This is a genomic window from Maribacter algicola (assembly GCF_003933245.1).
In the GTDB taxonomy this organism is placed as follows: domain Bacteria; phylum Bacteroidota; class Bacteroidia; order Flavobacteriales; family Flavobacteriaceae; genus Maribacter; species Maribacter algicola.
The window spans coordinates 1459959-1473088 of the sequence record NZ_QUSX01000001.1 but is presented as its reverse complement, the minus strand read 5'-3'; the positions used below and the strand labels follow the sequence as shown (position 1 = coordinate 1473088).

Genomic DNA, 13130 nt, shown 5'->3' with positions numbered 1-13130 from the left:
AAAAGCGCATACTCAATTATAAAAGTAATGAATATGCACTTTATATGCTGTATAATATACGTTGAATAAGAGTGGCATACCCCATGCCTACACCAACACACATGGTAGCCAAATCGTATTTTCCTCCGGAGCGAATTAATTCGTTAGATGCCTCTTGAAGTATTCTTGTGCCGGACATTCCTAAAGGATGACCGATAGCGATTGCTCCGCCGTTAGGGTTTATTCTTGGGTCATCATCTGCTAAACCTAACTCTCGTATACAGGCTAGTGCTTTAGCGGAAAAGGCCTCGTTAAATTCCAGTACATCCATGTCCTTTAATTCCAAGCCTGCTTTTGCAAAGACTTTTCTTGTGGCGTACACAGGACCAATATCCATTATTTTTGGTTCTACACCCAATACAGCTGAAGCTACTATTCTAGCTTTTGGCGTGAGATTGTAATTTATCAAGGCATCATCTGAAACAACTAACATTGCTGCCACACTATCATTTAATCCTGATGCATTACCTGTAGTTACCGTTCCATCTTTTTTGAAAACGGTTCTTAAAGTGGCTAATTTTTCTACCGTTATACTCGGTCTTATGAATTCATCTTGACTTACGATAATGGGGTCTCCTTTTCGTTATGGAATTTTAACCAGACAAATCGCTTCCCCTAGAAATTCATTTTGCCCCCCTAATTCTGAGTTTTCTTTATAAATCCACTTCTCATATATTTTATTAATAAAATGGTTCATTTTATCCTTTCCAATTCTATTAAATCCCCATATGGATAATATAGTATAAGAACAGGATAATTATATAAAAAAGTACAGTTGATATAATAATTAAGTTTACAAGTGTAAAATATACGTTTAATAAATTTTTCGTAATTCTTACGTTAGAATATAACGCATTTTACAACAAACAATCCAAACAACAACGTATTATGAAGATGATCAAATTACTACCAAAAATTCTTTGGGGACCAAATTGTCTCACAAAAAGACCACTGTTATCCAGCCTTTGCTTTTTGATTGTTCAGGTGGCCCTTGCCCAGCAGGAAGTTTCCGGAACTATCACAGATCAGCAAGGTATACCGATCTCCGGGGCTACCGTTATGGAAAAAAACACCACAAACGGTGTGGTATCTGATTTTGATGGAGATTATACGATGACCACTACTAAAGCAGATGCCATATTGGTTTTTTCGTATTTGGGTTTTAAAACTACCGAAATCCCTGCAAATTCATCTACCGTAAACGTAGTACTACAAGAAGATTTGGAACAACTTTCTGAGGTTGTAGTAATAGGCTATGGAACACAAAAACGTGCAGATGTAACCAGCTCCGTCGCTACGGTCAAATCAGAAGATTTTGTACAGGGCAATGTTAAGGATGCCGCACAACTTATACAGGGTAAGGTAGCCGGCTTATCCGTATCTGCTCCTTCTGGAGATCCAACCGAAGGAACACAGATTAGCTTAAGGGGTACTTCCTCTATTCTAGGGGGCACAAATCCTTTAGTATTGGTTGACGGCGTTCCCGGAAGCCTGAATACAGTGGCACCGGAAGATATTGCTTCTATAGATGTGTTGAAAGATGGTTCCGCAACGGCCATTTACGGAACCCGTGGTACCAATGGGGTAATTATAATTACAACGAAAAAAGGAAACAATGACATGAAGTCTACCATAGAATACAATGGTTACATGTCTATCTCGAGCATAGCAAATAGGTTGAACTTTTTAAATGCGGACGAACTAAGGCAGAAATTTGACGAAGGTTACACATTCAACGGGGCAAATTTGGAGGATTTTGGCTCCAATACAGATTGGGTGGATGAAATAACACGAGATGCCTATAGTCAAGTACACAATCTCATCTTTAGGGGTGGTAACGCTACTTCTAATATGACCGCATCCTTGAACTATCGTGACCTAGAAGGTATTTTTCTAAAATCCAATAGCGAAAAATATACGGCAAGGGTAAGTGGCAACCATGCCATGTTCGATAACCGATTAAAGGCCAATGTGGGTATTATATTAAGTGAACAAATGTACAATGCCTTAGGAGACGGCACTAGCTTTAACCCTTACATCTATAGACAGGCCGTTATTAGAAACCCTACGGAACCGGTACGGGACGTGGACGGCAATTGGTACGAAAGGGATGTATATTTCTATGATAACCCTGTAGGTTACATTGAAGAAACAATTGGGGAAAACAAACTAAGGAATACTAGGTTTGATTTTTCATTAAGCTATGATTTTGGCGATCATGTTACCCTTAAAGGGCTATATACCCGTAAAGGTGAGTCTAACATTCGCGGCTTTTATCAAACCAAAAACCATGTTTCCACTACAAAGAACGGACAAGAAGGATATGCGTCTAGAGGTACGGATGACTATGTGGGCAACTACGGCCAATTTACCTTAGATTATGACAATACCTTTGGAAAACATAAAGTGACCGGTTTGGTGGGTTATAATTATGAGGATAATACCAATGAAGGTTTCTATGCCACCAATCGTCGTTTCCCTACAGATGGGTTTACGTATAACAATTTAGGAAGTGGACAAGGTTTGCAATTGGGAGAAGCTGGCATGGGGAGCTACAAAAACTCGGATAAGTTGATTGCATTCTTTTCTAGGGTAACCTATAACTATGATGACCGTTATCTTCTAATGGCAAGTATACGGCGTGAAGGTTCGTCTCGCTTTGGCGAGGATAACAAATGGGGTAATTTTCCGGGTATTTCATTGGGTTGGCGTATAGATCAAGAATCCTTTGCAGAAGATTGGGACTGGTTATCAAATCTTAAATTAAGAACCGGTTTTGGGGTAACGGGTATTAATGCCGGTGCCAATTATCAAGCATTGAGTGGCCTAACCTATGGATCTTACTTTTTGAACAATGGGCAATGGGTAAGGGAGTTGGTGCCATCACGAAACGCAAACCCAGATTTGAGATGGGAAAAGAAGGAAGAGTTCAACGTTGGTCTTGATTTTGGCATTCTTGACGGTCGTATAAACGGATCTATCGATTATTATAATAGAACCACTAAAGATGCCTTGTTCAATTATAGCGTGCCAACACCTCCATACTTTTTTGGAACCATTGCGGCCAACGTTGCAGAGATAAAAAATACGGGGCTTGAATTCTTGTTGAACGTTACTCCGGTACAAACGGAAAATTTTAATTGGACGGCAAACCTGACCTATTCAACCAATACCAACGAAATTGTTTCACTTTCCAATGACGCCTTTCAATTGACCAACGATTTCTTTGATCAAGGATATACCGGTGAGCCTATACAAATAAGCACCCATAGGGTTCAGGAAGGGCAACCTATAGGTAATTTCTTTGGCCTTAAAAGTGTGGACATAACAGATGACGGCATTTGGATCATTGAACGACCGGACGGGTCACTGGTACCTGCTACCGAAGCTACTACGGACGACCGACAAGTTTTAGGGAACGGATTACCAAAAGCCTACTATAGCTGGAACAATACCCTTAGCTACAAAAATTGGGATTTGATGTTAAACTTAAGGGGTGCCCTGGATTATCAAATACTCAACTTTTCGCGTATGTTCTATGAAAACCCAACCGTTAGTTACAATACCTTGGATTCTGCCTATGATCTTGTCTATGGTAAGACAGAACTACAAGATGTGCAGCGTTTTGTAAGCTACTATGTAGAGGATGGCGATTTTCTTAAAATAGATAACGTTACCCTCGGGTACACCTTACCGAAAGATGCCATTAAATTTGCAGAAACCTTCCGGATCTATGCTTCTGGCCTGAACTTGGCCACCATTACGGACTACAAGGGTATTGACCCCGAAGTGAATAGGGAAGGATTGGCTCCCGGTAATGATGAACGGGACAAATACCCATCTATTACAACTTTTTCCCTAGGTATCAATTTTACATTCTAAACTAAACGACTATGAAAAATATAAGAAACAAAGTGGCTACACTTAAAACTAAAATATCGATCCTAGCGGTTTGTGCATTGTTTGTACCCATAGGGTGTACCGATTTGGAGGAGGAAGTATTCTCAGAAGTGACGGAATCATCATTTGTTCCCTCGGAATCTGATATAGTATCGGTCATGGCATCGGCCTATACCCCAATGCGCTATGTAATGGGCTGGCAAGGTTGGTTTGACCTACAGGAAGAACCAGCCGATATGTTCATTACCCCTACACGACCTAACGGTTGGGACGATGGCGGCACCTATAAAAGAATGCATTTTCATGAATGGAGTTCAACACAATGGCAGCCTAGAAATACATGGATCAACTGTTTTAACGGTATCAATAGCGCCAACAGGGTAATTTTACAAATAGAATCAGAACAACTGCCGGTTAGTGCAGAGCAGGCTACTTCCATTATTTCTGAAATGAGGGCCCTAAGGGCACTATACTATTCTATGTTGGTAGATTCTCACGGCAACGTGCCCATCATAGCCAGTTATGGGGACGACCTGCCCGTTCAAAGCTCACGTGAAGAAGTATACAACTTTATTGTAAGTGAGCTGACGGAAGTTATCCCTAGCCTTACCGAAACAGTGGATACCAGTACCTATGGCCGTATGACCAAATGGGCCGCTTATCATGTACTGGCAAGGGTTTACCTAAACTCGGAAGTATATGCAGGTACTACTAATTGGGACAAGGTCATAGATGCATGCAACGAAATAATAGACAGTGGCGCTTTCCAATTGTCCGAAAGTTATTCCGATATTTTTAGTACCGATAATGAGAGCAATAGCGAATTGGTCTTTGCCATTCCCTACGATCAAATATTTGCGGGACAATGGAACGCCCATATGAAGATGTTACTTCCGGACCACAGACTGGTCTTTGGTATGCAAGCACAACCTTGGGGCGGTTCTAGCTGTAACCCACAATTCATTGATAGCTATTCCCCGACCGATAAACGTTTGTCCGATACTTGGTTAATGGGCGATCAGTTAAGTGCCTCTGATGGTAGCGTGGTCATGACATTGGTAAAGGAAATGCCCAGTATTTACGATTGTGATTTTACAGATGGTTTTAGATGTGGCAAGTATGAGATAGAACCTGGTGCTACCGGGGGCCTTAGCGTAGATTTTCCGTTTTTAAGGTATACCGATGTGTTGATGATGAAAGCAGAGGCATTGCTTAGGACGGGCAGTAGTGATGAGGCTGCATCAATTGTCACCCAAGTACGTGCACGTTCATTTGACGACCTTGCCGATGCAACCGTAACGGGTGCAGAACTGGAAGGGGACACAACGGTACAATATGGAACCTTGGCAGAGGACGGCACTATAGCCGATGCCGGAGACCAAGCAACCGTACCTTACGGACGTTTTTTGGATGAACTGGGATGGGAATTTGCCGGTGAGGCCAGAAGGAGAACAGACTTGATAAGATTTGGGGTATACCAAACCAAAAGTTGGTATAACCATACTCCAAAAGGAGACTATACCACCATATTCCCAATTGGTTTGGAAGAATTGAATACCAATTCTAACCTAAGCCAAAACCCTGGATATTAAAAAATATAATAATTTATTTGTTTGAGTTGGTTAGTTTAAGTCAGGAAAGCGAACGGTATACCGTTCGCTTTTTTTTGGCATCCTTGAAAAGGAACTTTGCACCCTTGAGACAAAAAATACAATTCATGCCTGGGTTGTCCTCTTAGAACCGTGTGCGATACTGCGTTGGGGAACACCCCTTTAGTTCCTTGAACTTTCTGTTGAAGTTAGCAATGTTATTGAACCCACATTCTTCGGAAACCAATGAGATGGATAGTTCTGGTTTGTTTACAATTAGCTTACAAGCATTCTCTATCCTTATTTCAATTAAAAATTGAAAAAATGTTTTATTGGTTCGCTTCTTAAAATAGCGACAAAATGCATTGCGGCTCATGTTGGCCACAGTTGAAATTTCTTCCAGACTAATAGGCTCGCTATACTGTTCCATTGCATATTTGTACACATTGTTCATTCGTTTTCCCTCATCATCGGAAAAAGATTTTTTATAGACAAAAGAAGATAAGGAAGCCGTTTTCGATTTTGTTACAAGACTGATAATCGTTAGCAACGTAGCTATCTGTTCCACTTTGTTCTGGGAAGCTAGTTTATGGAATTCTCCTATAATCTGTTGTGTATTGCTAAGCACCCTCATGCCCAACTCAGATTTTTTAAAAAATTCTTTGGTCAGCGAAAGGTCCGCAATTTCAAAAAAATCCTTCCCAAAGGAATGTAAGTCAAAAAAGAGCGTATGCATTTCCGATCTGGGAGAAGCAACCGTATCGCTCTTAAAAACGTGGGGCACAAAGCCCCCAATGACTAGAATATCGTGCGCTTTGTATTCATTTATTGAATCTCCGACTATCAAAGTACCTTCGCCTTGGGGAATATAACTTATCTGTATTTCTCCATGTTGATGCAGTTGGTCATAAAATGCCTCTTCCCTATCCACTTGGTAAACAAGGGCTTCATTTCTAGGTTTAGGAATTTTAAACGGTAAAACTTTCAATATTTAAATATTAAGTTAATCAACTCTAGATAGATTCCGATCTTATCGTCAACATCATCAAGTAAACACTACCAATGGTATACGCTACAGATATATTTTAGATATGTTATCATACCAATATCCTCATAATCCATAAGGTTCCCTATACGGATCAAATATGGACCATAAAATTGAATTCTATTCAAAATTCACTTTTTTATTTGACATTTCCAGTTTAAGGATAATATAGTATCAGTATCTGTTAATATGGATTATTAAAAGGCGTAAGAATATCAATAGTTTTATTCTAGATTATTCTTTGTGGCTTTATAAAAAACAAATAAGTGCATTTTATACATTTATTTATTATGCTTCATACAATTAGTACTTGATATGGCTACGCCAAAGAAATAATCTAGCTGTATATAAAACCTAATTTACCGCTTGTATGAATCCCGTTCAGGTCAATTTTACAAGCTATTAGATATAAAAAAAACCTTTAGGCAAGGCTATCATGAAAATTGAAATTGACAAAATGATATATACCCGTACAATCATTTATTTTTTAAGTGTAGTCTCATTCCTGTCCTCTTTTTTAACTTCTGCACAGGACGGCAACCAAATTTTGGACGGAATAGGTGAAACCGGACTCATAGCACGTTATCTCTTTAATGGCGATGCAAAAGATTGGTCCAGGAACAATTTACATGCCTCCATAGAAGGATCGGGCGCTTCTTTTGTTCATGACGAAACATTTGGCAAGGTACTATCATTGAACAAAAGTGGTAAAAACTTTATTTCCCTGCCCCACGACGCCATTTTGCAAGAAGAATCCCTTAGTATTACCGGATGGGTAAAGCTACATACGAACAAATTAGGTCAATTTTTCTTTGATTTTGGTAAGAACAATGCATCCCGTATGTATCTGGCACCAATGGGCACTATGGATACGGAAGGGTTACAAAATGTGCTCAACACAAGCAACGGCCATTCGTACAGAATAGGGTCAAAAGCTTTTGAAACGGGTCAATGGTACCATATAGCGATGGTTATCAACACCCCATCAAAAGCAATTAGCACCTACCTAAATGGTGAGCTTGTGGATACGGCCAATGATGTAACAGTGGCCTTGGAACAGTTATTTGCTCAAGCATCCAACCAAAAAAATAAATTATATATCGGTAAATCAATAACGGGCAATGATTCTTACCTTTTTGGCCTGTTACATGATTTTAGAATCTACCGCATTCCCTTAAGCCATAAACAAGTTTCAAGAATTTATGAGAGTGCCGGTAACTCAGAAACATCCAATAATAAACCTAAAAAAGATAGCGAAGATGACCTTCAAAAATTTCCCGATACTGTTCCGCAGTTATACAACGCCTATTTACAAAATATAGAAGATGTTCAGGTAACCACCCAGGTGGGACACTTACCACGATTGCCCCGTTTTGTTAAGGGCACATATACCAATAATATACAGGGGCCGGCAGTACGCATTCTCTGGCCAGCCCCTAAAGATAATGCACAAGTGCTAAGCCCTGGCACCTATCAAATACTAGGAAATATACCGGGATCACCGCTAAAAGCAAAGGCCACGGTAACCGTAAAAGAAAACATGGAAATTAAACGCCCTGATCAACGGTTGGCCTCCTTTACCTTGGAACAGGTTTCCCTGACCAAAGACTTGGCGGGTAACGATACCAAGTTCATAGAAAACAGGGACAAATTTATATCCACATTGGCACAGACCGATCCAGATGCCTTTCTCTATATGTTTAGAAACGCATTTGGAATAGCCCAACCTAGTGGTGCCGAACCTCTTGGTGTTTGGGACAGTCAAGAAACTAAATTGAGGGGGCATGCCACCGGGCATTACCTTACGGCAATTGCCCAAGCCTATGCAAGCACCGGTTACGATAAGGAATTACAAAACAATTTTGGCCGTAAAATGGAATATATGGTGAATACGCTGTTTAAACTTTCCCAAATGTCCGGTCAACCCAAGGAAAACGGAGGAGCATTTGTAGCGGATCCCAACGAAGTGCCCTTTGGTCCCGGAAAGACGGCGTACGATTCCGATATACGCGAAACCAGTATACGTACCGATTATTGGAATTGGGGAAGAGGCTTTATTAGCGCTTATCCACCAGATCAATTTATCATGTTGGAAAAAGGTGCTACCTATGGTACCAACGACACACAAATATGGGCCCCATATTACACCTTGCATAAGATACTTGCCGGTTTAATGGATGTATATGAGATAAGTGGTAACCAAAAAGCACTTGAAATTACCAAGGGAATGGGAAATTGGATTCATACCCGTCTAAGTAAATTGCCGAAAGCAACCCTTATTAAAATGTGGAACACCTATATAGCCGGTGAGTATGGTGGTATGAACGAAGCAATGGCCAGGCTATACAAGCTTACGAACGACAGCCGCTATTTAGAAACTGCCCAATTGTTCGATAATATAAAAATGTTCTATGGCGATGCCGAACACACCCACGGAATCACTAAAAATGTAGACACTTTCCGCGGTTTGCACGCCAACCAACATATTCCCCAAATAATGGGTGCATTGACCACTTACCAAGCATCCAACGATCATAAATACTACCAAGTGGCAGATAATTTTTGGTATAAAACAACCAATGATTATATGTATAGTATTGGTGGGGTCGCAGGAGCACGAAACCCCACCAACGCCGAATGCTTCATAGGAGAACCGGCCACCTTATATGAAAATGGATTGTCCTCCGGTGGACAAAATGAAACCTGTGCAACCTATAACATGTTAAAGTTATCCCGAAACCTATTTCTTTTTGACCATAGGGCAGAACTAATGGATTATTATGAACGCGGACTTTACAATCATATTTTGGCTTCTGTGGCAGAGGACAGTCCTGCAAATACATATCATGTACCCTTAAGGCCAAGTTCCGTAAAGCACTTTGGAAACCCCCACATGAAGGGCTTTACCTGTTGCAACGGCACAGCATTGGAAAGCAATACCAAACTTCAAAACTCCATTTACTTTAGAAGCGTGGACAACCAAGCGCTGTATGTAAATCTTTATGTGCCTTCAACACTAGACTGGACCGAAAAAAATATCAGTATACAACAAGCTACCAATTTTCCACATGAGGACAGAACACGGTTGACCGTAACCGGCAAGGGTAATTTTGACCTGAATGTAAGGGTGCCATATTGGGCAACCAAGGGTTTCTTTGTTCATATAAACGGTAAACCCCTAAAAGTAGAGGCTACCCCTGGCAGCTATCTTACCCTTAACCGCAAATGGAAAAACGGTGATATCATAGAATTACAGATGCCTTTTCAATTTCACTTATCGCCCATTATGGATCAACAGAATATTGCAAGTCTATTTTATGGACCTATCCTTTTGGCCGCACAGGAATCCGAGCCCAGTAAAGAATGGAGAAAAGTGACCTTGGATTTGAAAGATTTAGGCAAGACCATAAAAGGAGACCCAAAAAAATTGGAATTTACCATTAACGGTACGGTCTTTAAACCCTTTTATGAAACTTATGGCCGACATTCCGTTTATCTGGATGTTTCGCTAAAATAAAACCTATTGTAAGATGAGGCCCAATTACATAAATCAATTTTTCCTATTAAACAATATATCCATGCCTTAGGGCAATAATGAAAGACAATTACCATGAATAAGATGCACACAAAATTTTGGCTATTAACAGGACTAGTTTTAATTGTCTCATGTAAACTATCCGCTCAAAAAAGCTATTGGAGCAACGTAGAGCATAGGGAGCCTACATTAGGGGTTGCGGAGGTGTTCCAAAAACATAACACACCAGAATTTCAGCTGAAATTGGTAAAAGCTTCGCAAACCGTAGCGGCATTGAGACCAATGGACGAGTTATCATTTGACTACACCCCAGGCGAAAGGTTGGAAGTAAGGGACAAGGACAGCCTTTACCATTTAGGGGATATCAATCTAAGGATCAAGACTTCATCTGGCCATTGGAAAACATATTCAACGGCCAGCAATAGAGCTCCGGTCACCCCACTGGCAATAAAGGATAGTGTGCTGGCAGCTGCAGATTTGGCCAATACCCTACCTAAGGATATACCCGTTTCCATAAAACGTTTCTATGAATTGGATAAAGGGCAATTGGTCATGCGTTTTGAAATTACAAATATGCAGGATACGCCAATAGAGATAGGTGCTTTGGGTGTACCCATGATTTTTAACAATATTCTAGAAGGTAAATCATTGACTGAGGCCCATAAGCAAAATGTTTTTTTTGATCCATATATTGGCAAGGATGCAGGATATTTAGAGGTAAAAAGGCTAAGTGGAAAAGGGCCTGCCTTATTGGTCATACCAAAAGAACACATGGCCTTTGAGGCATACCGTCCTCTATTGGACGATCCCACAAGAAAAAGCATTGTATTTGAAGGTTTTCATGAATGGATGGCACATAGCAAGGCCTATGCGGAAAATGAATGGCAAGGCGTAGAACAATGGAACAAACCAACATCTGTAGTACTACAACCCAATACCACTAAAAATTATTCCTTAAAGTTTGTCCTGTCCAAAGGTGTTAAGCATATTCAGGAAACGTTGATCAAGGAAGAAAGACCCGTTGTTGTAGGCGTACCTGGTTATGTAATCCCAATGGATGTAAAGGCACATCTTTACGTGAATTATAAAAGTGAGATTAAGTCTTTTGATGTTTATCCAAAAAATGCATTGAAAATTAAGGAAGACGGTACTACTACAACCGGCTTAAAAAAGTACCTCGTCTCCGGTAAAAAATGGGGAAGGGCAAGGTTGACCATTAGCTATAACAACGGTGTTGAACAGACCGTTAACTATAAGGTCATTAAGCCTGAAGCGGAAGTCATTAAGGATTTTGGAAATTTTTTGACCACAGAGCAATGGTATGATAACCCCAACGATCCTTTTGGCAGAAGTCCATCACCCATCTCCTATGACTATGAAAAAAAGGAACAGGTTACCCAAGACGGCAGGGTGTGGATCAGTGGTCTTAGTGATGAAGGTGGTGCGGGAAGTTGGCTTGCGGCAATTATGAAACAATTGGTACAACCTAACAGAACAGAAATTCAAAAACTTCAGGAATTTATAGACCATGTGCTATGGGGAAACATTCAATATAGCGAAGGACCGTACAAATATGGGGTCAAAAAAAGCCTTTTTTATTATGAACCGGATTCATTGCCAAAAGGTACTTATGACAAAAATATTGATTATACCACCTGGGCAGCTTGGGACCATAAGCACGCCAATGATCGTGGTAGATCTTTTAATTATCCGCATGTAGCCGCATCGTATTGGGTCATGTACCGCTTGGCACGATATCATAACGGACTGGTAGATAATAAAAATTGGGATTGGTATCTGAAAAATGCGTACCATACCACCATAGCTATGATGGAACAGGCCCCCTACTATGCCCAATTTGGACAAATGGAAGGTTCCGTGTTCCTATCGATCCTTAAAGATCTGCAGAATGAAAACTATGATGAAATGGCTACTGACCTAGAAGCAAGAATGAAAGAACGCGCAGACCATTGGAAAGCGCTTGACTATCCTTTTGGCAGTGAAATGCCATGGGATTCCACAGGGCAGGAGGAAGTCTATACCTGGACAGACTATTTTGGTTATGAACATAAGGCCAATATTACCTTAAATGCCATACTGGCCTATATGCCTACCATGCCACATTGGGCCTATAACGGTAATGCCAGGAGATATTGGGATTTTCTTTATGGTGGCAAGGCCGGGGAAACCTCAAGGGTAGAACGCCAAATACATCATTATGGCTCTGGTATTAATGCCATACCGGTGCTTAAGCAATACCGAAAAACTCCAGATTTTTATTTGCTCAAAGTGGGGTATGGAGGGCTTATGGGAAGTATTTCAAATATTACCCAAGACGGATTTGGACCGGCCGCATTCCATTCATATCCTTCATCATTAAAAATAGATGGAATATCCGGTGATTATGGTTCCGGCTTCTATGGATATGCGGTTAACTCGGCAACCTACATAACCAATAACGACGAATTGGGCTGGTTGGCCTTTGGGGGCAATGTTTCACAAAAAGGAACTGCCATTGAAGTGATACCTACTACAGCGGCTAAATCCAAAATATATCTTACTCCCAAAAAACTATGGATGACTCTGGATGCGGGAAGCATCAATAAAATAACATATGATACTTCAACTGAAAAAGTCACTCTGGTTTTGGACCCAAAAACCGAACATACGCCAAAGGCTTATTTGCGGATAGATGACAGTATAGTTCTACCCTATAAAAAGGTTAGAGGAGCCTATGAAATTGAATTGGATGATACTGTAAAAGAAATTACGTTGTAAAAAGCAATTGTGCACTTTTGCCCAAGATAAAATCATCTATTATTGAACCATAAGGTTAAGGTCCAAACCTCTACGCATAAAAAAAGGCTTCCATATTTGGAAGCCTTTTCTGTGGAGAATACCGGATTCGAACCGGTGAACTCTTGTCTGCCAGAAATAGGATTAGGATATCAAAGCGATATAAAATAATGTATATTTAATTGAACATCAGTATTTTAATCTCTTTTGAATTCAAATGAAACCA

Annotated in this window: 6 protein-coding genes and 1 pseudogene; 4 read left to right on the top strand and 3 right to left on the bottom strand. The window is 40.4% G+C overall.

The genetic code is table 11. The annotated features are described in order from the left end of the window. Window positions 1–40: 40 nt before the first annotated feature. Together DZC72_RS17955 and DZC72_RS18065 are read right to left on the bottom strand one after the other, a co-directional pair. The gene (locus DZC72_RS17955; protein ID WP_243641699.1) at window positions 41–472 is read right to left on the bottom strand and encodes a thiolase family protein; all 432 of its coding nucleotides are present in this window, start codon (window positions 470–472) and stop codon (window positions 41–43) included. Continuing rightward, window positions 467–610, bottom strand: a pseudogene (locus DZC72_RS18065) (thiolase family protein); the annotation flags it as partial. The gene DZC72_RS17955 and the pseudogene DZC72_RS18065, both read right to left, overlap by 6 nt. A gap of 317 nt (window positions 611–927) precedes the next feature. On the opposite strand from DZC72_RS18065, the gene DZC72_RS06150 reads away from it, so the two are divergent. Then, window positions 928–3921: a SusC/RagA family TonB-linked outer membrane protein gene (locus DZC72_RS06150; RefSeq protein ID WP_125221972.1), complete on the top strand. Its 2994-nt coding sequence runs from the start codon at window positions 928–930 to the stop codon at window positions 3919–3921. Between the two features lie 11 nt (window positions 3922–3932). Continuing rightward, the gene (locus DZC72_RS06145; protein ID WP_125221971.1) at window positions 3933–5531 is read left to right on the top strand and encodes a RagB/SusD family nutrient uptake outer membrane protein; all 1599 of its coding nucleotides are present in this window, start codon (window positions 3933–3935) and stop codon (window positions 5529–5531) included. A 142-nt stretch (window positions 5532–5673) separates the two neighbouring features. Here the strand turns inward: DZC72_RS06145 and DZC72_RS06140 are convergent, their stop codons facing one another. After that, complete coding sequence (locus DZC72_RS06140; RefSeq protein WP_125221970.1) at window positions 5674–6516, bottom strand: AraC family transcriptional regulator; 843 nt, start codon at window positions 6514–6516, stop codon at window positions 5674–5676. A gap of 493 nt (window positions 6517–7009) precedes the next feature. Between DZC72_RS06140 and DZC72_RS06135 the strand changes: the two genes are divergently transcribed. Next, a complete protein-coding gene (locus DZC72_RS06135) occupies window positions 7010–10090 on the top strand; it encodes a beta-L-arabinofuranosidase domain-containing protein (protein ID WP_125221969.1) in 3081 nt (1026 codons plus the stop codon). Between the two features lie 93 nt (window positions 10091–10183). Next, window positions 10184–12886: a DUF5695 domain-containing protein gene (locus DZC72_RS06130; protein WP_243641660.1), complete on the top strand. Its 2703-nt coding sequence runs from the start codon at window positions 10184–10186 to the stop codon at window positions 12884–12886. Window positions 12887–13130 lie beyond the last annotated feature (244 nt).